The sequence below is a fragment of the Pseudenemella bisphenolivorans genome (assembly GCF_051133435.1).
Classification (GTDB): domain Bacteria; phylum Actinomycetota; class Actinomycetes; order Propionibacteriales; family Propionibacteriaceae; genus JAAYAO01.
On record NZ_JBPGNY010000004.1, the window covers coordinates 52,289 to 73,522 of the forward strand.

A 21,234-nucleotide genomic window follows, 5' to 3' on the forward strand; every position below is an offset into this window, starting at 1 on the left:
CGGTTCCGGCGGCAGCGTGTAGAAAGGAGCCCATGTCCAACCCCCACCTGATCCGAATCCCCGAATCCTCCCGGGTGTTCGATCGCCGCAAGGTGTTGGGGGTGTTGTTGTCCTTCCTGGCGATGTCGATGATGGCGGTGTCCTCGGTCAACGTCGCACTGCCGGCGATCGAGAGCGGCCTGGGTGCCACCGGCGGTGATCTGCAGTGGGTGCTGTCGGGCTATGCCCTGGTCTTCGGTATCACCCTGGTGCCGGCCGGCCGCACCGGTGACGCGGTGGGCCGCGGTGCCTTCTTCATGCTCGGTGTGGTGGTTTTCCTGCTCGCTTCCCTGGCCTGTGGGCTGGCCCCCACCCCGATGGTGTTGAACATCGCCCGACTGCTCCAGGGGGTCGGCGCGGGCATCGTGAACCCGCAGATCACCGGCATGATCCAGCAGTACTTCACCGGGCGGTCGCGCGGTACGGCTTTCGGCTGGTTCGGGCTGGTGATCTCGGTGTCGGTGGCGATCGGGCCGGTGCTCACCGGAGCGCTGATCGCGCTGTTGGGGCCCGAGAACGGTTGGCGGGCGTCCTTCCTGGTGAACATGCCGATCGGCCTGATCGGGCTGGTGCTGGCGCTGCGCTGGTTTCCCTTCAGCCAGGAACGCCGATTGTGGAACTCCCGCAGCGCCGGGGTGCCGAAGTTCGATCTCGACCCGCTCGGCTCGGTGCTGCTGATGCTGGCGGTGTTGAGTCTGATGCTGCCGTTCATGGTGCACGACCGGCCGTGGATCCTGCTGCTGTTGCTGGTGGCGCCGGTGCTGTTGTTCGCCTGGGTGCGGTGGGAGCGCTTCTATCGCGACTCCGGCCGGGCACCGATGGTCGATCTGGCCCTGTTCTCCTTCCGTTCGTTCAGCAATCAGGTGCGGATTGCCAGCGTGGTCTTCCTGGCCCAGCCGGCGGTCTATGTGCTGCTGGCCCTGTATGTGCAGAACGGTCTGGGTGCCAGTGCCCTGGAAACGGCCCTGGTGGGTCTCAGCGGTGCGATCAGTTCGGCGATGGTCTCGGTCTGGGCCGGGCAACAGGCCCACACCCATGGCCGACGGCTGCTGCCGGCGGCGATGTTGCTGATGCTCGGCTCCGCCCTGGGGTCGGTACTGGTGGTGGTTCTGGTCGAGCGCCTCGGCATCGGGTTCGGTTGGCTGGCGGTACCGCTGTTCTTCAACGGCATCGGGATGGGCGGATTCGTTGCAGCCAGTCAGACCCTGGCCATGCAGGACGTGCCGTTGGAGCACGGGGGTACCGCCGGCGGGGTGAAACAGACCGCCGAACGGATCGGCACCGCGATCGGTATCGCGGTACTCACCGGGGTGTTCTTCCTCGCCGTGGACAGGTGGGACTGGAACCGGGCCTTCGAGATCGGCTTCGTGTTGGTGGCCCTGATCTCCCTGTTGGCTTTCGCCTTCGCGATGCTCGACCGGCGCCAGTTCAGCGAGCGAGCTCCTCGGTGACGATGGCGGCTGCCGAGGTCAGATTGCGCAGCAACTGCACCGCCGGCCGCTGGGTCCAGCCGGCCAGTCCGCAGGCCGGGGTGAGCACGATGCGATCGGCCAGACCGGGGCCCAGTTCCAGGGGGCGCAGCGCCTTCAGCGCACGTTCGGCGAGCTGATCGGGGCCGGGCACCTCGTCCGGGACGTGGGTGGGCGCCACCCCGAGCCAGAGTTCGGCGCCGTAGTCCAGGGCCGGGCCGAAGATGTCCCAGTCGGCGGCGGTCAGCAGGTCGAGGTCGGCCGCCGGTATGAAGCCGGCGTCGATCACGGTGCGCCACGGGGTGCCCACCGCACAGCAGTGCAACACATCGGCACGCCCGGCCCGCACCACCTCGAGGCCCTCGGAGAGTTCCGGTTGGTCGACCGCCCGGTGCCGGCGGTACCCGCTGGCGGTGGGGAGGGTGCCGGCCAGTACTGCGGCCAGGAGGGGTTCGTCCACCTGGGTGCGGATGGTGGCCTGCGGCAGGCGGCGTTCGACCTCGGCGATGAAGTCGGCGATACCAAGGCCGAGTGCTTCGGTGAGTTCCCGGCGGGCTCCGGTGTCGGAGAGCACGAGTTCACCGCGGGGCAGTTCGACGGTGCCGGCCATCGTCCACGGGCCGGGGAAGGACAGTTTGAAATCCCCGGTCCACTCGTGGGCCTGTTCCTCGAGTTGGTCGAGGTCGTCGCGGATCTGGGCCTTGGCCCGCCGCTGATCCCGGCTCGAGCCGGAGTCGGCCCCGGTCAGCCGCCAGCCTGCCGGTTGGAGGTCGGCGGCCAGGCCGAGCAGCAAGCCGATTCCGCGACCGACCAGCCCGGCCGCCGCGCCGCGGGCGGGTAGTTCGGGCAGGTAGGGCAGGTCGGGCAACTCCCCCATGGTCAACCGCAGCACCGCGGGCAGGTCGACCCCGGGCCACGATCCCATCGCGGTCACCTTCACCGGGGTGCCTCCAGCCCGGCCTCGGCGCTCGCCCTGCGGGTGGCGGAGATGGTTGCCGATCCGACCACCCGGTCGCCGTCGTAGCAGACCACGGCCTGACCCGGTGCCACGCCGACCAGGGGCTGGTCCAACTCGACCCGGAGTTCGTCGTCGACCACCCGGATGAGTGCCGGTACCGGTTCGCCGTGGGCGCGCACCTGCACTTCGCCGTGCCAGGGGTCGAGCACCGGCTGCTGGGTCCAGGTCAGTCGGATCCCGGTCAGGGCGTTGATCGCGAGGTCTTCCCGCGAGCCGACGGTGACGGTGCGGTCGACCGGGGAGATGTCCAGCACGAAGCGGGGTTTGCCGTCCGCGGCCGGGGTGCCGATCCGCAGGCCCTTGCGCTGGCCGACGGTGAAGTGGTGGGTGCCCGGGTGGCGTCCGATCTCGTTGCCGGCGGTGTCGACGATGGCGCCGGGCTGTTCGCCCAGGTGCCGGTCGAGGAATCCGCCGGTATCGCCGTCGGAGATGAAGCAGATGTCGTGGCTGTCGGGTTTGGCCGCCACCGACAGGCCACGGCGTTCGGCCTCGGCTCGAACGTCGGTCTTGTAGGAATCGCCCAGCGGGAACAGCGAATGGGCGAGCTGTTCGGCACTGAGTACCCCGAGCACATAGGACTGGTCCTTGCCCGGGTCGATCGCCCGGCGCAGTTCCAGCCCGTTCGGCCCGGGCAGCAGTCGGGCGTAATGCCCGGTCGCGACCGCGTCGAAGCCCAGGGCCAGGCCGCGGTCGAGGACTGCCGCGAACTTGATCTTCTCGTTGCAGCGCAGGCACGGGTTGGGGGTGCGGCCGGCGGCGTACTCGGCGACGAAATCGTCGACCACGTCGGTGGCGAAGCGATCGGACAGATCCCAGATGTAGAAGGGGATGTCGAGGCTGTCGGCGGCGCGGCGGGCATCGGTGGAGTCCTCCAGCGAGCAGCACCCACGGGCCCCCGAGCGGTACGACTGGGGGTTGCGCGACAACGCCAGATGCACCCCGGTCACCTCGTGTCCGGCGTCCACCATCCGTGCCGCGGCAACCGCGGAGTCAACCCCGCCCGACATGGCGGCCAAGACCTTCATGTACACCTCCGGCGAACCAGTGTACGGGGCATTGTTGGCGGCACCACGTGGATGAAAACGCACCCCACAGCCGGTCAGGTGACGCGAACCGGCCGATCCGGGGCCCGCGGGGTGAGTTTGTGGACATCAGTTCGGGTTGCGCCCGGTGAACCCGATCAACTTCGTGAGCTCATCGGCGGTCTCCGATACCGCGACCTCGTCACCGAACATGCCGTCGGGGCCGCGGTATTCGGGGGTCACCATGCCCTGCAGGAACTCGTACGAGGCGGTCACGGCGCCCGGGTCGGGGTGCCAGGGTTGTCCGGTGGCCCGGGCCAGGTCCCAGCCGTGCACGATGTACTCGGCCAGGATCATCGACAACGCCATGTCGCCGGGCATGGCCCCGCCGCCGATGCTGAGGGGTCGCTCGGCGGCACCGTGGGCCAGGGCGGCATCGAGCCGGTCGGCTGCGGCGGTGATCCGGTCACCCGCTTCAGCTCGCGGCACTTCGCCCGACCCGAGCTCCGGGCATTCACCGGTTTCGGAGGCATAACCGGCGGCGAAGCTCTCCAGCCAGCCGACGACATGGTCGGTCAACGCGGCGACGTCGTATTCGGTACACGGGGTCGGTGGGTCCGTTGTTCTTCGGTGATCCGGTCGGTCAGGGTGGCGAGGTCGGCCAAAACAGGTCGCAACATGGTGCGGGTGTTCTCGATCGTCATGGTTCTCACCCTCGCCGAGCGCGGCTGCGCATTTCTTGAACAATCGCGTCAATCCCGGCGGCTAGGCTGCTCGCTGTGAGCGACGCAGCCACCTTCGGCTCCGACAGCCGGGGCATTTTGGATCCGGGCCGGATGGCGCAACATGTGCGCCTGCGCCGGTTTCCCGCCGAGGGTGTGTTGGCCGATCTGGTGCGGTGGTTCTGGGTGGTCGAGTTCGAGTTCGGCCCCGGTGAGGAGTTCGTGCAACCGGTGTTGTCCCATCCGGCCGCGAACCTCAGCGTCGGCCCCCGCCGGACGCGACGGGTGTTTCCCGATCGGGTCGAGGCGACGGCGGTCGGGGTGTGTACCGGGGTCGATCACCGGCATCTGACCGATCGCGGCTGGAATGTGGCGGCCACCCTGCGTCCGGGAGCTTTCGGGGCCTTCCTGCGACAGGATGCCGAAACGTTGACCGACCGGATCGTCGCCCTGGGTGAGGTGGTCGATCTCGACGACGCCGCCCTGGTCGAACAGGTGGTGGCCCACGACGGTGAGCCGGTGGGTCAGGTCGCCGAACTCGCTGCGATGCTGGAGGGTGTGGTCGATCGGGCCGATCCGCGCCGCGTGACCACCGGACGGGAGGTCGCCGAGATCGGCACCCTGATCGAAACCGATCGGACGATCCGCAGTACCGCTCAGCTGGCCGCGAGCACCGGCGTCGGGGTGCGTACCCTGCAGCGGCTGTTCCGGGAACATGCCGGGGTGAGCCCGCTGTGGATGATCCGGCGTTACCGGTTGATCGATGCCGCTGATGCGGCCCGGGCCGGGCGTCCGCCCTCGTGGGGTGAGTTGGCCGCCGGGCTGGGCTATGCCGATCAGGCCCACCTGACCCGGGATTTCAAGGCCACGGTCGGGATGACGCCGAACGAGTACGCCCGTTCGGTGCAGCACTACCGACCCGAGTGAGCCCTATCCGCCGCTTGCGGCCCGGGCGCGTGCGACCGCACCGGGTAGGGCGGCGAGCAGCCGGTCGATGTCGGCCTCGGTGGTGGTGTGGCCGAGCGAGAACCTCAGCGAACCCCGGGCGGCGGCTTCGTCCCGTCCCATCGCCAACAGCACATAGGACGCCCGGCTGACGCCGGCGGCACAGGCCGAACCGACCGAGCAGTCGATGCCCTCGGCATCGAGCAACAACAACAGGTCGTCGGCCAGGCAGCCGTCGAAGGTGACGTTGACGATCGCCGGCGATACCGGCTCGACACTGTTCACCCGGGTGCCGTCGATGGTGGACACCCCCTGGCGGATCAGGTCGCCGAACGAGGCCAATCGGGCGGCCGCGGCCTCGCGTTCGGCGGCGGCCTCGGCCAGGGCGGCGGCGAAGCCGGCCATCAGCATCGGGGCCAGGGTGCCGGATCGAATTCCACGCTCCTGTCCCCCGCCCACCAGTACCGGCGACGGTGATGCCGCCCGGGTGGCGACCAGGGCACCGATGCCGACCGGGCCACCGATCTTGTGTGCCGACATCGACAGCAGGTCGATACCGGAGCCATGAAAGTCCACCGGCAGCCAGGACATGGCCTGCACCGCATCGGTGTGGAACAGGGCTCCGGACGCATGGGCGGCCCGGGCGAGTTCGGGGATCGGCTGGATGGCGCCGGTTTCGTTGTTCACCCACATCACCGACAGCACTGCGGTGTCCTCGGCCACCTCGGGGAGTACCGAATGCCCGGTCGGGTCGACCTCGACCCAGTCGACCCGACCTCCTTCGGCTTCGATCACCGTGGCCTGATCACGCACGGCCGGGTGTTCGGTGGTGCCGAGCATCACCGCGGGCCGTTGTTGGGCCCGTCGGGCCAACCAGGACCCGTGCACGGCCAGATTGTTCGCCTCGGTACCACCGCTGGTGAAGATCACCTCGATCGGCTCGGCCCCGATCAGTTCGGCGATCTGTTCCCGGGAGTCCTCGACCAGCCGGCGCGCGGCGCGTCCCGAGGCGTGTTGGGAAGAAGGATTGCCCACAACGGCAGCTACCTCGACCATTGCCGCCAGCGCAGCCGGCCGGAGCGGGCTGGTGGCAGCGTGGTCGAGGTAGCTGCGGGGCTTGTCGTCCGAGGGCAGAATCAGCCCTTCTTCGCCTTCACCTGTTCGGTGACGGCCGGCAGCACGGTGTGCAGGTCGCCCACCACGCCGAGGTCGGCGAGCTCGAAGATCGGCGCCTCGGGATCCTTGTTCACCACGACGATCGACTTCGAGGTCTGCATTCCGGCGCGGTGCTGGATCGCACCCGAAATACCGTTGGCCACGTAGAGCTGCGGCGACACGGTCTTACCGGTCTGGCCGACCTGGTAGGCGTGCGGGTACCAACCGGAGTCGACCGCGGCGCGCGAGGCACCGACGGCCGCACCGAGGGCATCGGCGAGGGCCTCGACCGACTCGAAGTTGCCACCGGTGCCACGACCACCCGACACCACGATCGCGGCTTCGGCCAGTTCGGGACGACCCGAGGCCTGCTTCTCCTCCGAGGCGACGATCTTGGCGCCCTTGCTGCTGTCGGCGATGGACACCGCAACCTGCTCGACCGCACCGGCGGCCGGGGCTTCCTCGGGGGCGATGGTGTTCGGCTTGGTGGTGATCACGGGCACGCCGCGGGTCACTTGGGCCTGCACCGTCCAGTTACCGGCGAACACCGACTGGACGGTGTTGGCGCCCTCTTCGATGTTGGTCGCTTCGGTGATCAGACCGGAGTCGAGGCGCACCGCGAGGCGGCCGGCGATCTCCTTGTTGTCCATTCCGGTCGGCAACAGCACTGCGGCCGGCGACTCGGCCTCGACCAACTGGGCGAGGACGTCGACCTTGGGGCTGACGACGAACTCGTCGAGGGCCGGATCATTGGCTTCCAGCACCCGGGCGGCGCCGTACTTGCCGAGGGTTTCGGCCACCTCGGCGGCCGGGCCGAAGACCACCGCAGCCGGCTCGCCGATCCGGCGGGCCAGAGTGAGCAGCTCCAGCGACGGCTTGGTGACGTGACCGTCGTTCACATCAACGACAACGAGAACCTGGGACATCTCCGGGCTCCTCTCTCAGATGAACTTGTTGGTGGACAGGAACTCGACCAGAGCGGTCGCGCCGGAGCCGTCCTCGTCGGTGACGATGGTGCCGGCCTGCTTCGGCGGACGCGGGGTGGTTTCGGTGACCTTGGTGGCCGCGGCCTCCAAGCCGATTCCCGCGCCGTCAACGCCCAGATCTTCCAGAGACCACTCGTCGACGGGCTTCTTCTTGGCCGCGATCACGCCCTTCATGGACGGGTAGCGGGCCTCACCCGACTGGTCGGTCACGCTGACCACGGCCGGCAGGTTGGCCTGCACGGTCTGGGCGGCGGTGTCGCCGTCGCGCTTGATGGTGACCGTCTGGCCCTCCAGGCTCACGGTGTGGCCGAAGGTGGCGGCGGGCCAGCCGAGACGCTCCGAGAGCATGGCCGGAATCACGCCCATGTTGCCGTCGGTCGAGGCCATGCCGCAGACCACCAGGTCGGCGCCGGCCTTCTGTACCGCGGCGGCCAGGATCTTGCTGGTGGCCAGCGCGTCGGAGCCGTGAATGGCGTCGTCGAGAATGTGGATGCCGGCGTCAGCCCCCATCTGCAGGGCCTTCTTGATGGCGTCGGCGGCATCATCGGGACCCACGGTCAGGGCAACGATCTCGACATCGTCGTCGGAGTTCTCGCGGATCTGCAGCGACTGCTCCACCGCGTACTCGTCCAGTTCGGACAGCAAACCGTCGGCGCCCTCACGATCTACAGTTCCGTCATCGGCGAAATCTCGATCGCCGGTCGCATCTGGGACATGCTTCACCAATGCGAGGATTTTCATCTCTCTCCACTTCGTCGTAGGCCCTTGGGTCAGTGGGTAAGCCTAGCAAGTTTGTGCCGGTCGCCTGCCGGGACGTGCAGCGACTGGGACGCGCGTTACCCGTTGAGGTTCTACAGTTACCGACGAGGTTTCGTCCGGCACCGGCAGGAGGATCATGGAGCACCCGGAGTCCGCTGGCGCGCCCGCCGGTGAGGACTCGACGGGCCCGCGTTCCCGGGTGAGATTGCCGATCGTCATCGTCGTGGTGGTGTTGGCGATCACCCTGGGGGTGGCCGGCGGATTCGGCCTGACGTCCTGGGTGGACCGCAGCCGTTCCGACCTGGGGCCGGGCGACGTGGTGCGCACGTATTTGCAGGCCCTGGCCGACGGCGATGCCGATACCGCGGTGGCGATGGGTGCGACGCTGCCTCCCGATCAGTCCCTGATGAACGATGAGGTGCTGAAAAGTGCCCGGGAGCATGCTCCGATCACCGAGATCAAGGTGACCGAGGTGGACGGTTCGGTGGTGCGGGCCGAGTATCGCCTGGGTGAGCGACCGGTGACCTTCGAGGTCACCCTGGTCGACACCGACCGGGGTCCGCGGTTGGAGCACACCTGGGGTCTGCTGCGGCTGGCCCCGGTGGCCGGGGAGAACCTGTCGAAGTTCGTGTACGGGGTCGAGGTCACCGCCGCGCAGACGCCGGTGTTTCCCGGGGTGTACCCGGTGCAGACCGGGCGGGAACTGATCGACTGGGGTGAGGACGCCTCCGCGGTGGTGGACCGTCCCGCCCCCTTCGAGTCGGTCAGCACCAAGCTGCGTCCCCGGCTCACCGAGGCAGGGATACGAGCCTTCGAGCAGCGCACCCGCGAGTTCCTGTCCGGGTGTCTGTCGGCCAAGGAGTTGGCACCGAAGGGGTGCCCCTTCAGCGTCAAGCCCAGTGGTAAAGCAGCGCCGGCATCGGTGACCTGGACGGCCGCCGAGGGTGATCCGATGGAGGACTTCGAACCCCGGGTGGACGCCGACAATGTGCTGGTGCCGACCGCCCGATTCGACTTCACCGTCGTCGCCCGGTGGCAGCAGGACGGCGAGCCGAAGAATGCCGCACGCTATGTCGGCGGACGAGCCACCCTGGACATCTCCGACGAGCAGAAGCCGGTATTCGCCTGGAAGGACTGAGATCAGCGTCCGGTGAAGGTGGCCTTTCCGGGGCCCTCGTTCATGAAGCTGGTCATCCCGATGGTGCGGTCGTCGGTGTCGAAGAGTTCGGCGAAGATGGTGCGTTCCAACGCCAGACCGTCGGCCAGACTCCCGTCCAGACCGGAATCGATCGTCTCCTTGGCCGCGCGCAGGGCCAGCGAGGCCGAACCGGTGAACTGCTTGGCCCAGTCCAGGGCGGTCTGCTGAACGTCCTCATCGGCGACGACCTGGTCGACCAGGCCGATCCGGAGGGCCTCCTCGGCGTCGACGTGACGTCCGGTGAAGATCAGTTCCTTGGCCTTGCTGACTCCCACCAGGCGGGGCAGCCGCTGGGTACCCCCCAAGCCGGGAACCACCCCGAGGAGCACTTCGGGAAAGCCGAGTTTGGCTTGCGTGCCGGCGATCCGCCAATCGGCGCACAGGGCCACTTCGAGCCCACCGCCCAGGGCATAACCGTTGATCGCAGCCACCACGGGCTTACCGATGCCGGCCAGCGCGTCGAAGGCGGGCCCGGTGCGTTCGGCCACCTGCATCATGCCGGCGGTGTCGTACTCGACCATTTCCTTGATGTCAGCCCCGGCCGCAAACACCCGATCACCGCCGGTGATCACCACCGCGGAGACGTCCTCGGCCCGATTCAGATACTCTGCGGCCCTCCCGAGGGATTCCTGCATCTCGATGTTGAGGGCGTTGACCTTGGGACGGGCGAGCCGCAGCGTGCCGACCCCGTCGGCGACCTCGACGATGACGTGCTCGCCGAACTGCTCTGTGTTAGCTGACATGCCGGACATCGTACCGACGAGGATTCGGCGGCACGGTGCGGCACAATGGGGTGCTGCCCGCGAGGCACTACAGTCTTGACCACCGACAGAAAGCGAACCATGACCCCTGGCCTACCCGCGCCTGTGGACTCCAGCATCCTCGGAGCCCAAGTACGCGATGAGGGCACCCACTTCGCCTTGTGGGCCCCCCGCGCAACCCGGGTGGAGTTGGCTTTGGTCGATGCCGATCGCACCCAGCACAACCGCGACATGCACCGCAGCGACGACGGCGTGTGGAGCGTCTTCTGCCCCGGGGTCGGCCCGGAGCAGCGCTACGGCTACCGGGTTCACGGCGACTGGGATCCCGAATCGGGAGCCCGGTTCAACCCCGCGAAGTTGCTGACCGACCCTTACGCCCGGGCGATCACCGGCGGGGTGGACTACTCCGGTCCGATCCTGGACCACACTGCCGAGTCGGATTACCTGCCCGATCCCGAGGACTCCTTCGAAGCCGTCCCACTCAGTGTGGTGGTGGCCCCCAGCCCTCCCCCGACCCCGATCGCGCGGCGCCGTCCGCTGGTCGAGTCGGTGATCTACGAAACCCACCTGAAGGCCTTCACCCGTCTGCACCCGGCGGTGCCGGAGCATCTGCGCGGTACCTATGCCGGCATGGCGTATCCGGCGGTGATCGAGCACCTGCAGCGGATCGGGGTGACCGCGGTGGAGTTTCTGCCACTGCAGCATTTCGCCTCCGAGCCGTTCGTGGTGGGTCGGGGCCTGAGCAACTTCTGGGGCTACAACACGCTGGGCTACTTCGCCCCGCACTCGGCCTACGGCTCGGTGGGCACGCTCGGCCAGCAGGTGACCGAGTTCAAGGAGATGGTCTCGGCACTGCACGAGGCGGATATCGAGGTGATTCTCGATGTGGTCTACAACCACACCGCCGAGGGTGGTCATGAGGGCCCGACGCTGTCGTGGCGTGGCATCGATCACGCCGGCTACTACCGGCTCACCGATGACCTGCGCAATGACTACGACGTGACCGGCTGCGGCAACTCGGTGGACTCGTCCGAGCCCGGCGTGCTGAACATGATCATGGATTCGTTGCGGTACTGGGTGACCGAGATGGGCGTGGACGGGTTCCGCTTCGACCTGGCCACCACGCTGATCCGCGACGAGCGGCACCATGTCGACCAGAACCATGCCTTCAAGCAGATGCTGTCGGAAGACCCGGTGTTCAACGACATCAAGCTGATCGCCGAACCCTGGGACATGGGCCCGTACGGCTACCAGGTGGGTGCCTTCGGCAAGGACTGGTCGGAGTGGAACGACCGCTATCGCGGTTTCATGCGTGACTACTGGCGCGGTGCGGTGGGCGGTGTCAGCGAGCTGGCGACCCGGTTGTCCGGGTCGGGCGATGTCTTCCACCACTCCGAGCGGCAGATCGAGTCGTCGATCAACTTCATCACCGCTCACGACGGCTTCACCCTGCGCGACCTGGTGTCCTACGACGTGAAGCACAACCATGCCAATGGTGAGGACAACCGCGACGGCTCGGACGACAACCGCTCCTGGAACTGCGGGTATGAGGGTGAGACCACCGACCCGGCGATCAACGCGCTGAGGCGGCGTCAGGTGAAGAACATGATGGCGACCCTGATTCTGAGTCACGGGGTGCCGATGATTCTGGCCGGTGACGAGATGGGCCGCACCCAGGACGGCAACAACAATGCCTACTGCCAGGACGGCCCGATCTCCTGGGTGAACTGGGACACCATGGACGAGTGGTCGGATCTGACCGACCTCACCGCGCAGTTGACCAAGCTGCGTGCCGATCACCCGGTATTGCGTCCGGAGCGCTGGCACAGCGGCAATGTGATCACCCTGCCCGACGGCACCGAGACTGGTCGCAAGTCGCTGGCCTGGTTCAACAGCCATGGGGAGATGCACGACGGGGCTTGGCACGACGGCGCGCTGAAGACGATCGGGATGTATGCCTCGAATCGTGATGAGGCCTTCCTGATCTGGTTCCACGCCGGTGACTACGAGCAGACCGTGCAGTTGCCGCCTGATCCGTGGGCATGCGACTACACGTTGGTCGCGCACACCGGTGGGCCGGATGAGTTGCAGGGGGTGGACTGGTCACCCGGCGCCGAGGTGGTGATTCCGGGGCGCACGGTGATCGTGCTGCAGGCCGGGTTGCCCCCGTGGCGTACGCCGGAATGGGCCGATGCCCCGGCCGATCATTCCTCCGATCGGATCGCCCACGCGGGTGCCGACGAGGCGTGATGTCGGCCCCGGTGTACCGGTGGCGCCACTCTGCAGGGGAGCTGGCGACCCGCGGTGAGGTGATCGTGGCGGTCGGTACGGCCGAGGACGTCACCGGTGCGTTGCAACAGCAGGGGCTGCGGGCGGATCGGGTGATCGACCTGCCCGGCGCGGCGATCATTCCCGGCCTGGTCGATGCGCACATCCACACCGCTCAGTACGCCCGGTCGTTGACCCGGGTGGATCTGCGTGGGGCGGCCGATCTGCCCGAGGTGTTGAGCCGGCTGCTGCGACATGCCGAGGGGCTGGGCCCCGGTGAGCCGCTGCGCGGCGCGGGTTGGGAGTGGCAGAAGTGGGAGCCGGCGGTGTTGCCGACCCGGGCCGATCTGGATGCGATTCTGCCCGATCGTCCGGTGCTGTTGGAGAGTCAGGACCTGCACACGACCTGGGTGAACAGTGCCTTGCTGCGCCGGGTGGGGATGTCGGACGATCCCGAGACTCCCGGCATTCTGCGCGAGGCCGAGGGTTGGGAGGCCGCCCGGATTCTGGGTCCGGAGGATCGCCTGTTGGCCGAGGCGATGTCCGGTGCCATCGAGAGGCTGTTGTCGATGGGCGTCACCGGGGTGCACGACATGGACGACGAGTCGGCCCGAGCGGCCTTTCTCGAGCTGCGCCGGGCCGGACGATTGGGGCTGCGGGTGGTTCAGGCCACCCGCCACGATGCGCTGGACGTGGCGATCGTGGAGGGCCGGCGCACCGGGGCCGGTGATCCGTGGTTTCGCGAGGGGCACATCAAGGTGTTCACCGATGGGGCGCTGGGATCGCTGACCTGCCATGTCTGCGCGCCGTTCAACGGCACCGATCACACCGGGTTGTCGAGTATCGACGATGCCGATCTGGCCGAGGTGATCGAGACCGGCCAGCGCCATGGGCTCGGTGTCGCGGCGCATGCGATCGGTGACCGGGCCAATCAGCGGTTGTTGGATGCCTATGCGGCCGCTGCTGAGCGCAGGCCGGCGGGTTTGCGGCACCGGGTGGAGCATGCGCAGCACCTGCGTCCGGACGATGTGGCGCGCTTCGCGGCCCTTGAGGTGATTGCGTCGGTGCAGCCGACGCACGCGATTAGTGACATGGATCTGGTCGACGAGTTGTTCGGCGACCGGCCGTTGGCGTCCTATCCCTTTGCGACGATGTGGCGGCTCGGGACCCTGTTGGCCTTCGGGTCGGATGCACCGGTCGAGACCCCCGATCCGTTTCTGACTCTGGACGCCGCGGTGACCCGCCGTCGCGCCGATGGGAGTCCGCCCGGTGGCTGGCAACCCGAGGAGAAGCTCGACCCGAAAGTTGCGCTGTGGTGTCACACCGTGGGGCCGCACCGGGTCGCCGGACAGGATGATGTGCTGGGACGGCTGGCGCCGGGGATGCTCGCGGACTTCGTGGTGCTCGATCGGGAGTTCAAGGACACGGCCGCGAGTAGGTTGTCCGACATCGAGGTGGAGATGACCGTGGTGGGCGGCGAGATTCGCTACAGCCGCTGAGGCGCTCTTTCAGGCCAACCCTTCCCGGAGTCCCCGCTCCCCTGGGTTCTTTCCCGCATCACGGAGTCCCCTCTCTCCGGGGCACTTGCTCTCCGAGGCGAACTCCTTGGGGGTCGGCGCCGGGCCGCTCCTCGGGGCATCCTTCCCGGGGGGTGTTTCCAGTGCCCTTTCAGGCATGCCGATGGCCCGGTGGGCGTCGTTGCTCCACCGAGTCTGGTCAAGGGGCCAGGGCTCAGGTGTCGTCCCAGCAGGCAAGCACTTCGATCGACATGTGCACCACGGCGACGTTCACTGAGCACGCCGTCGGCACGTGCAGAAGTCCAGAAGAACAGGAAACGAGCTGGACCGGCCGGCTATTCGGATTCATCCCCGGCCGCCTCCCTGTTACCGGCTGGGGTCCGGGCAGGTGGCCGTCTGGGCCTGACCCCGGTGCGGCCGGGTGGTTTGCCGGTTTTGGTGGTGCCGTCGGAGGTGACCCGGTACTGATACCCGAGTGGTGAGGTCCAGTCGAAAATGCCGGGTGCGGGTTGGGTGAGGTGCCAGCCGCCGTGGGTTTTGAGGCGGTGCGTGTACTTCGATAACGGGCCGAGGTTTCCGGGTCGGGTCTGGCCTCGGCCGTGCTTGTTGACGTGGTCGAAGGCGTTGGTGTGGTCGACTTCGCACGAGGCGGAGGGTCGGGTTCCGTAGGGGAACACGTCGACCGGGTTACGGGCCTGGACCGCCAACCGCATCGCGGTCGGTACCCGGTATTCATCGACCGGGGCGAGGTCGGCACCCGCCACCACCGGGCGGACCGTGACTCGGCACCCGGCCAGCACGTCTTGTAGCTGTGGGAGGAGGGTGTGGCCCCATCGGTCGATCGACGCGACTCCGGTGGTGGGGTCGATGAGGTCTTCGGCGTCGATCCGCACGACGATTTCGGCGGTGCGGGTGACCGGGGTGATGAACGCCGCCGCACCCACCTCGGGCAGGGAGTCAGCGGGCAACACCTCATCGGGGTCCGAGGCGGTGTCTTCTTGCTCAACATCGCCTGGGGTGTCAGTCGAATTGGTGCCAGCCAGCTCAGGCAGAACAGGACTTGCCTCAACATCACCGCTGGCCTCGGCGTCGTCGGTGGGGAGGGCGTCTTGGCCGAACACCATCCGGGCGAGTATCCCGAGGGCGGCGGCCCGGCGATGGTTCTGGTTCTCCCCATCGACCAGGTCGGCGAGTTGATCGAGAGCCTGGTCGAACGCGATCCCGTCCGCGGCATCGACCTGGCCACGCAGCCAGGACTGTCCGTCCTCCACCCCACCGACCTGGATGAACCGCTGCGCTGCAGCAGCCTCGGCGCGTTCCCGCGCCTTGGCCGGATCGGCCTTGATGATCCACTTCGGGATCTTCGGCCACACCCTGCCCCACGGCTGCATCCGCAACGCCACCGCACACATCCGATCCAACCGCGCACACCCGGCGGCATCGAGGTCGGCCGCGACGGCCTGATCGGACACTCTTTCGACTTCCCAGTACCGCATCCGGCCCGCCACGAACCCGGCCCACAGGGTCGGGTGACGGTGGCGCAAGTTCATCACCGTGCGAATCCGGCCCAACGCCGAGCCGACACTGCACCCCAACAAGCCCGCGATCTCACCGGCGACGAACTCCCCGACCTTCGGAGTCCCATCCGCACCGCCGTCGACCCACCGTTCCATGCCCTCGAACCACGCCTGATCATCAATCTGATGGAGGTCGCACAGGGCTGCGATCGCGAGCCCGACCCGGATTTCGCCCGCGACGACTTGCTGGTGGGCATCATCCAACGCCGCAGCAGCATCGGCGGCGGTGGCGTAACCGGGGGTGATGGTCATGAACAGAACACTACGGACAGGCACTGACAGTTTCGAACATACAGACGATCCGACGAATCATTTGAGGTCACGAAAAGGTCACAACATCAGGGGTGCCGCTGGTAGGGAAGGGGGCAGGGCCAGCATGTGCTGAGCCCGGTAACGACGCCAAAGCGCACAGCGATGTGAGACGGCATGCACCTTGGACAGGCGAAGACTTCTGTGGGGATGCGGTACTCCGGCGTTAGTCGCGAGCACCCCGCAACAAATCCGTGGCACCCGCGATCCGCATCCTCCTAACCTGTCCCCCATGCCCATCACGATCCGCTCGTTGCAACCCGAGGAGTGGCAGCTCTACCGCGAGGTTCGTCTCGCTGCCCTGCTCGACTCCCCCGAGGCCTTCGGGAGCACCTACGAGGGTTCACGCACCTACCCCGAGCAGCGATGGATCGACCTGTGCCACGAACCGAACTGGTTCGCCTTCGACGGCCCCCGTCCGATCGGCATGGTTCGGGCCTTTCAACCCGACGACAAGGATCTGCCCGAACTCGTTTCGATGTGGGTCGCTCCCGAATACCGCGGCGGCGACACGGCAACCCGACTCATGCGCACGATGCTCGATTGGGCGCGCGACAACGGCGAAGCCGGCGTCCACCTTCGCGTGACGACGACCAACGAACGGGCCCGTCGCCGGTACGAACGCCTCGGCTTCGTCCCCAACGGCATCACCGAGCACCTTCCCGACGGCCGCGTGGAGGTCGAAATGGAGCACCGCTTCAGCCGAGAAACGCAATCGCCACCGACCCCGGAAACCCGATGATCGGTGGCGACCACGCCACAAAGACAGATCAGCCCGCCGGCAGCACCGCCAGGCCCATCTCGGCCACACTGACCAGCCCCTCGTGCTTGGGCACCACGCGCAGCGTGTACCCGACCGAGCCGGTCTGGTGCACCGGGAACTTCACCTCATAGCGCAGTAGGCCATCACCGATATCGGTGTACTGATCGGCCACGTGAATGCGCACGTCGTGCAGTTGATCGTCCGAATCGACGGTGCCGGACACCACCTGCACCTCCACGTCCTCGGGACGCAGGTCACCCAACCGCACGGTCGCCGCCACGTCCAGATCGGCATCGGTGTCGACCGCCCCCGCAGTGAGGTTCTCGACATGTTCGACCCGCACCTGCGACCAGGCACCACGCACCTGTCGCTTCCAGGCGGCCAGTGATTCGGCGAAGCCCTCGACCTCGGCACGGGCCGCCGAAGCGGCCGCCGGCGAGTAGAGCTCGGTGACGTAATCGCGCACCATCCGCGACGCGAGCACCTTGGGCGCCAACCCCGAAATGGTGTCGCGCACCATCTGAATCCACCGACTCGGCAGCCCGTGCGCGTCGCGGGTGTAGAACCGCGGCACGATCTCGTTCTCGATGATCTCGTAGAGCGAGTTGGCCTCGTACTCGTCGCGCTGATCGGGGTCGAGGATGCCCTCGGCCGACGGAATCTCCCACCCCCAGTCGGGGTGGTACAGCTCGTCCCACCAGCCGTCGCGAATCGACAGGTTGGCCGCACCGTTCATCGCGGCCTTCATGCCCGAGGTTCCGCAGGCCTCGTAGGGACGCAGCGGGTTGTTGATCCACACATCGCAGCCCGGGTAGAGCGGCCGGGCCAGGGAGATGTCGTAGTCGGGCAGGAACACGATCCGGCCACGCACCTGCGGATCATCGGCGAACTGCACCATGGTCTGGATCAACGACTTGCCGGTGTCATCGGCCGGGTGCGACTTACCGGCAATCACGATCTGAATCGGACGTTCGGGGTCGAGCAGCAACCGCTTCAACCGATCGGTGTCGCGCAGCATCAGGGTGAGCCGCTTGTAGGACGCGCCGCGCCGGGCGAACCCGAAGGTCAACACCTGCGGATCCAGCGCATTGGAGATCCAGTCGACCGAACCGCTCAGCCCGCGCTGACGATGACTCTGCAGCAGTCGTTCCCGCGTCATCGCCACCAAATCACCGCGCATCCGGTTCTTCAGCGTCCAGATGGTGTTGTCGTCGACCCGATCCAGGGCCGACCAGTCGTAACCGTCGATCACGGTCTCGGAATCCTCCAGCGGCGACTCGAGCAGTTCGAGCAGCTCCGGATGGATCCAGGTGCGGTGGTGCACCCCGTTGGTGATCGCACCAATCGGCACCTCGCTGGAATCGAAATCCCGCCACAGGCCCTGGAACATGTCGCGGGAGACCTCACCGTGCAACTGCGACACACCGTTGGCGCGCTGGCCCAACCGCAGGCCCATCACCGCCATGTTGTAGCGGCCCGCGTCCCCGCCTTCGTAGTCCTCCGAACCCAGGGCCATCACCCGGTCGAGCGGCAGCGGCTCGAAGGTGCGGAACTGGTCGGCGACCATGTCGCGCGGGAAACGGTCGATACCGGCCGGCACCGGGGTGTGGGTGGTGAAGACGGTCGCGGCCCGGGTGTGTTCCAGGGCGGTGTCGAAGTCCATCGACGCGTCGGCCATGTACTCCCGGATCCGTTCCAGGCCCAGGAAACCGGCATGGCCTTCGTTGGCGTGGTAGACCTCCGGCGCCGGGTGCCCGGTGATCCGGCAGTACTCGCGCACCGCGCGCACCCCACCTATTCCGAGCAGCACTTCCTGGGCGAGCCGGTGGTCGGCGCCACCGCCGTAGAGCTTGTCGGTGATCCCCCGCTCGTACTCACCATTGGCCTCGACATCGGAGTCGAGCATCAACAACGGCACCCGGCCGATCTGGGCCACCCAGATCGCCGCGGTCAGCGTGCGGCCCCGCAGCGGGACGGTGATGTAAACCGGCTGACCGTCCTCGGTCAGCGGAGTGAGCGGCATGTCGTTGGGGTCGAGCAGCGGGTAACGCTCCTGCTGCCAGCCGGACGCATTCAACGACTGGCGGAAGTAGCCGTGCCGGTACAACAGTCCGACACCCAGAATCGGCACCCCGAGATCACTGGCTGCCTTCAGGTGGTCACCGGCCAGAATCCCCAAGCCACCGGAGTACTGCGGCAACACCTCCGAAACCCCGAACTCGGCCGAGAAGTAGGCGATCGCCGAGGGCGCATGATCATGCTCGGCGGCCCAGCGCTGGTACCAGTGATCGCTGGTCAGGTAGTCGGTGAGATCGGAATGAAGCAGTTCGAGCCGGCGGACGAACTTGCGGTCGCCTGCCAGGCTCCGAAGACGGTCGGACGCCACCTGGGAGAGCAGGTCCTGCGGATCATGACCCACCTCTTCCCACAGGTCCGGGTCGATGGCACGAAAGAGCTCCTGGGTGGGCTCATGCCAGGCCCAACGCAGGTTCAGGGACAGATCCAGCAGCGGACGCAGGGCGTCGGGCAGAACCGGATGCACGATGAATCGTCGAATAGCACGCACGAAGCACACGCTATCGGTTCACGATCCCCCACAGCGCACCGGGAACAAGCGATTCCCATCAGTTGTCGGACGACATCGCGACCCGCCTGTCGGACGGGCGTCGAACCGCCCTCGGATGCCGACACCGGCGACGCTACTGTGACCTCGTGACTGAGATGCAGAGTTCGACGAGTGTGACCGCCGCTGCTGCTGTCGGGGATCCGATCGGCCGCATCCCGGTGATCGAGGTCAGTCCCGTGCTCGCCGGGGGTGCCTACCCCGCCAAGGCCGTGGTGGACGAACTGATTCCGATCACCGCAACCATCTTCCGTGAGGGCCACGACCAACTCGGTGCCACCGTGGTACTGACCGGCCCGGACGGGCAGACCATCACCACCCCGATGGAGTTGGTCGAACCCATTGGCCTCGACGGCTGGGAAGCCCATGTCCGCCTGCCGGCCGAGGGCGCCTGGACCTTCCGGATCGAGGCCTGGGACAACCCGTGGGCGACCTGGCGCCACGACGCCGAAATCAAGTTCGCGGCCGGTCAGGACGTCGAGCTGATGTGCACCGAGGGGCGTCTGCTGCTGGCCGAGGGCATCGTCGAGGCCGAGGCCGCCGGTGACCCCGCCGGTGCCGACGACCTGCGCCGCTACAGCGAGGCACTGACCCCGTCCGCCCCCGAGGCGATGCTGGCCGCGGCCGCCGCCGACGAGAAGCTGGACGCCCTGATGCGCGGCTACGGACCCCGCCGTCTGGTCACCCCGACCCGGGAGTTCCCGATCTTCGTCGATCGCAAGCGCGCCCTGTTCTCGGCCTGGTACGAGTTCTTCCCCCGCTCCCAGGGGGCCACCTGGAATGCCGAACGCGAGGTCTGGGAATCGGGCACCTTCGACGGCTCCCACGAACGGCTCGAACACGCCGCCGCGATGGGCTTCGATGTGGTCTACCTGCCGCCGATCCACCCGGTCGGCACGGCCTTCCGCAAGGGCCGCAACAACACCCTGGCCCCGGGCCCCGATGATGTCGGTTCGCCCTGGGCGATCGGCGCCCCCGAGGGCGGTCATGACGCGATCCACCCCGATCTGGGCGATGTCGCAGCTTTTGAGCGCTTCGTCGCCAAGGCCACCGAACTCGGCCTGGAGGTGGCCCTGGACCTGGCCCTGCAGGCCTCCCCCGACCACCCCTGGGCGGTCAACCACCGTGAGTGGTTCACCGAACGCGCCGACGGCACGATCGCCTATGCCGAGAACCCGCCGAAGAAGTACCAGGACATCTACCCGATCAACTTCGACCGCGACCCCGAGGGCATCTACGCCGAGGTGCTGCGGGTGGTCAAGCTGTGGATGTCGCGCGGCGTACGGATCTTCCGGGTCGACAACCCGCACACCAAACCGGTCGCCTTCTGGGCCCGGTTGCTGGCCGAGATCCGCCGCACCGACCCCGATGTGCTGTTCCTGGCCGAGGCCTTCACCCGTCCGGCGATGATGAAGACCCTCGGGATGGTCGGCTTCCATCAGAGCTACACCTACTTCACCTGGCGCAACGAGAAGTGGGAGTTGGAGGAGTACGTCAAGGAGTTGTCGAAGGAGAAGGCGTATTACATGCGCCCGAACTTCTGGCCGAATACTCCCGACATCCTCAATGCCTACCTGGTCAACGGTGGTCCGCCGGCCTTCGCGATCCGCGCCGTTCTGGCCTCGACGCTCACCCCGAACTGGGGCCTGTACTCCGGTTACGAGTTGTTCGAGAACGTTCCGGTGCGCGAGGGCAGCGAGGAATACCTCGATTCGGAGAAGTACGAGATCCGGCCGCGTGATTTCGGAACCGAACCGAATCTGATCGAGTTCCTGACCACCCTGAACCGGATCCGCCGCGAGCACCCGGCACTGCAGCAGTTGCGGCAGACGGTCTTCCACCATGCCCCGCATCACGCGGTGATCGCCTACTCACGTCACGACGGCGACGACACGGTGATTGTGATCTGCAGCATGGATCCGCACAACACCGTCGAATCGGACGTCTACTTCGACCTCGGGGCGATGGGCCTGCCGTCTGATGCCACGCTGCATGTCGTCGACGAGTTGGACGGAGCGGAGTACACCTGGGGTGCCCGCGCCTGGGTCAGGTTGACCCCGCTGCGTCCGGCCCACATCGTGCGGCTGCGCCCGGCCGACTGAC

17 protein-coding genes are annotated in these 21,234 nt (G+C 67.4%); 7 read left to right on the top strand and 10 right to left on the bottom strand.

Annotated elements, in window-relative coordinates:
* Window positions 1-32: 32 nt before the first annotated feature.
* Window positions 33-1,490, top strand: a complete 1,458-nt coding sequence (locus ACR4XW_RS10325; RefSeq protein ID WP_434760479.1) for an MFS transporter — start codon at window positions 33-35, stop codon at window positions 1,488-1,490.
* Here ACR4XW_RS10325 and ACR4XW_RS10330 read toward each other — a convergent pair.
* The 4 genes from ACR4XW_RS10330 to ACR4XW_RS10345 all read right to left on the bottom strand — a co-directional run bounded on the left by ACR4XW_RS10330 (window position 1,468) and on the right by ACR4XW_RS10345 (window position 4,252).
* Window positions 1,468-2,433 carry a uroporphyrinogen decarboxylase/cobalamine-independent methonine synthase family protein gene (locus ACR4XW_RS10330; RefSeq protein WP_434760480.1) on the bottom strand — a complete coding sequence of 322 codons (966 nt, stop codon included), beginning with the start codon at window positions 2,431-2,433 and terminating at the stop codon, window positions 1,468-1,470. The two genes, ACR4XW_RS10325 and ACR4XW_RS10330, sit on opposite strands and share 23 nt — an antisense overlap.
* Window positions 2,434-2,444: 11 nt before the next feature.
* Window positions 2,445-3,551, bottom strand: coding sequence for a tRNA 2-thiouridine(34) synthase MnmA (gene mnmA, locus ACR4XW_RS10335; RefSeq protein ID WP_434760481.1), 1,107 nt, complete (start codon window positions 3,549-3,551; stop codon window positions 2,445-2,447).
* Window positions 3,552-3,677: 126 nt separating this feature from the next.
* A complete protein-coding gene (locus tag ACR4XW_RS10340) occupies window positions 3,678-4,127 on the bottom strand; it encodes a TIGR03086 family metal-binding protein (RefSeq protein WP_434760482.1) in 450 nt (149 codons plus the stop codon).
* A complete protein-coding gene (locus tag ACR4XW_RS10345) occupies window positions 4,124-4,252 on the bottom strand; it encodes a hypothetical protein (RefSeq protein ID WP_434760483.1) in 129 nt (42 codons plus the stop codon). The genes ACR4XW_RS10340 and ACR4XW_RS10345 overlap by 4 nt, the downstream gene beginning before the upstream one ends.
* 75 nt (window positions 4,253-4,327) lie before the next feature.
* Between ACR4XW_RS10345 and ACR4XW_RS10350 the strand changes: the two genes are divergently transcribed.
* Window positions 4,328-5,197, top strand: coding sequence for a helix-turn-helix domain-containing protein (locus ACR4XW_RS10350; RefSeq protein WP_434760484.1), 870 nt, complete (start codon window positions 4,328-4,330; stop codon window positions 5,195-5,197).
* A gap of 3 nt (window positions 5,198-5,200) precedes the next feature.
* On the opposite strand, the gene ACR4XW_RS10355 is transcribed toward ACR4XW_RS10350, so the two are convergent.
* Genes ACR4XW_RS10355 through ACR4XW_RS10365 form a run of 3 tightly spaced genes read right to left on the bottom strand, consistent with a single transcriptional unit; the run spans window position 5,201 to window position 8,079 of the window.
* A complete protein-coding gene (locus ACR4XW_RS10355; RefSeq protein WP_434760836.1) occupies window positions 5,201-6,355 on the bottom strand; it encodes a cysteine desulfurase family protein in 1,155 nt (384 codons plus the stop codon).
* On the bottom strand, window positions 6,352-7,296 hold the full coding sequence (locus tag ACR4XW_RS10360) for an electron transfer flavoprotein subunit alpha/FixB family protein (protein WP_434760485.1): 945 nt from the start codon (window positions 7,294-7,296) through the stop codon (window positions 6,352-6,354). Before ACR4XW_RS10360 ends, ACR4XW_RS10355 begins: the two co-directional genes overlap by 4 nt.
* Before the next feature lie 15 nt (window positions 7,297-7,311).
* Window positions 7,312-8,079, bottom strand: coding sequence for an electron transfer flavoprotein subunit beta/FixA family protein (locus tag ACR4XW_RS10365; RefSeq protein WP_434760486.1), 768 nt, complete (start codon window positions 8,077-8,079; stop codon window positions 7,312-7,314).
* Window positions 8,080-8,314: 235 nt separating this feature from the next.
* On the opposite strand from ACR4XW_RS10365, the gene ACR4XW_RS10370 reads away from it, so the two are divergent.
* Window positions 8,315-9,253, top strand: coding sequence for a hypothetical protein (locus ACR4XW_RS10370; protein WP_434760487.1), 939 nt, complete (start codon window positions 8,315-8,317; stop codon window positions 9,251-9,253).
* A gap of 2 nt (window positions 9,254-9,255) precedes the next feature.
* Here the strand turns inward: ACR4XW_RS10370 and ACR4XW_RS10375 are convergent, their stop codons facing one another.
* Window positions 9,256-10,056, bottom strand: a complete 801-nt coding sequence (locus ACR4XW_RS10375) for an enoyl-CoA hydratase/isomerase family protein (protein ID WP_434760488.1) — start codon at window positions 10,054-10,056, stop codon at window positions 9,256-9,258.
* A gap of 99 nt (window positions 10,057-10,155) precedes the next feature.
* Between ACR4XW_RS10375 and glgX the strand changes: the two genes are divergently transcribed.
* Window positions 10,156-12,324: a glycogen debranching protein GlgX gene (gene glgX, locus ACR4XW_RS10380; RefSeq protein ID WP_434760489.1), complete on the top strand. Its 2,169-nt coding sequence runs from the start codon at window positions 10,156-10,158 to the stop codon at window positions 12,322-12,324.
* A complete protein-coding gene (locus ACR4XW_RS10385) occupies window positions 12,324-13,841 on the top strand; it encodes an amidohydrolase (protein ID WP_434760490.1) in 1,518 nt (505 codons plus the stop codon). Before glgX ends, ACR4XW_RS10385 begins: the two co-directional genes overlap by 1 nt.
* Window positions 13,842-14,194: 353 nt before the next feature.
* Here the strand turns inward: ACR4XW_RS10385 and ACR4XW_RS10390 are convergent, their stop codons facing one another.
* The gene (locus tag ACR4XW_RS10390; RefSeq protein WP_434760491.1) at window positions 14,195-15,688 is read right to left on the bottom strand and encodes an HNH endonuclease signature motif containing protein; all 1,494 of its coding nucleotides are present in this window, start codon (window positions 15,686-15,688) and stop codon (window positions 14,195-14,197) included.
* 289 nt (window positions 15,689-15,977) lie between these two features.
* On the opposite strand from ACR4XW_RS10390, the gene ACR4XW_RS10395 reads away from it, so the two are divergent.
* Window positions 15,978-16,487: a GNAT family N-acetyltransferase gene (locus ACR4XW_RS10395; RefSeq protein ID WP_434760492.1), complete on the top strand. Its 510-nt coding sequence runs from the start codon at window positions 15,978-15,980 to the stop codon at window positions 16,485-16,487.
* Window positions 16,488-16,515: 28 nt separating this feature from the next.
* On the opposite strand, the gene glgP is transcribed toward ACR4XW_RS10395, so the two are convergent.
* A complete protein-coding gene (gene glgP, locus ACR4XW_RS10400; protein ID WP_434760493.1) occupies window positions 16,516-19,074 on the bottom strand; it encodes an alpha-glucan family phosphorylase in 2,559 nt (852 codons plus the stop codon).
* A gap of 155 nt (window positions 19,075-19,229) precedes the next feature.
* Between glgP and ACR4XW_RS10405 the strand changes: the two genes are divergently transcribed.
* Window positions 19,230-21,233: an alpha-1,4-glucan--maltose-1-phosphate maltosyltransferase gene (locus ACR4XW_RS10405; protein WP_434760837.1), complete on the top strand. Its 2,004-nt coding sequence runs from the start codon at window positions 19,230-19,232 to the stop codon at window positions 21,231-21,233.
* The last annotated feature ends 1 nt before the right edge of the window (window position 21,234 follow it).

Bases quoted from the DNA above. Each gene is read 5' to 3' on its own strand.
- ACR4XW_RS10375 (WP_434760488.1), bottom strand. From the start codon at position 10,056: ATGTCAGCTAACACAGAGCAGTTCGGCGAGCACGTCATCGTCGAGGTC.
- glgX (WP_434760489.1), top strand. From the start codon at position 10,156: ATGACCCCTGGCCTACCCGCGCCTGTGGACTCCAGCATCCTCGGAGCC.
- ACR4XW_RS10330 (WP_434760480.1), bottom strand. From the start codon at position 2,433: ATGGGATCGTGGCCCGGGGTCGACCTGCCCGCGGTGCTGCGGTTGACC.
- ACR4XW_RS10325 (WP_434760479.1), top strand. From the start codon at position 33: ATGTCCAACCCCCACCTGATCCGAATCCCCGAATCCTCCCGGGTGTTC.
- ACR4XW_RS10390 (WP_434760491.1), bottom strand. From the start codon at position 15,688: ATGACCATCACCCCCGGTTACGCCACCGCCGCCGATGCTGCTGCGGCG.
- ACR4XW_RS10385 (WP_434760490.1), top strand. From the start codon at position 12,324: ATGTCGGCCCCGGTGTACCGGTGGCGCCACTCTGCAGGGGAGCTGGCG.
- ACR4XW_RS10345 (WP_434760483.1), bottom strand. From the start codon at position 4,252: ATGACGATCGAGAACACCCGCACCATGTTGCGACCTGTTTTGGCCGAC.
- ACR4XW_RS10405 (WP_434760837.1), top strand. From the start codon at position 19,230: ATGCAGAGTTCGACGAGTGTGACCGCCGCTGCTGCTGTCGGGGATCCG.
- ACR4XW_RS10360 (WP_434760485.1), bottom strand. From the start codon at position 7,296: ATGTCCCAGGTTCTCGTTGTCGTTGATGTGAACGACGGTCACGTCACC.
- ACR4XW_RS10395 (WP_434760492.1), top strand. From the start codon at position 15,978: ATGCCCATCACGATCCGCTCGTTGCAACCCGAGGAGTGGCAGCTCTAC.
- mnmA (WP_434760481.1), bottom strand. From the start codon at position 3,551: ATGAAGGTCTTGGCCGCCATGTCGGGCGGGGTTGACTCCGCGGTTGCC.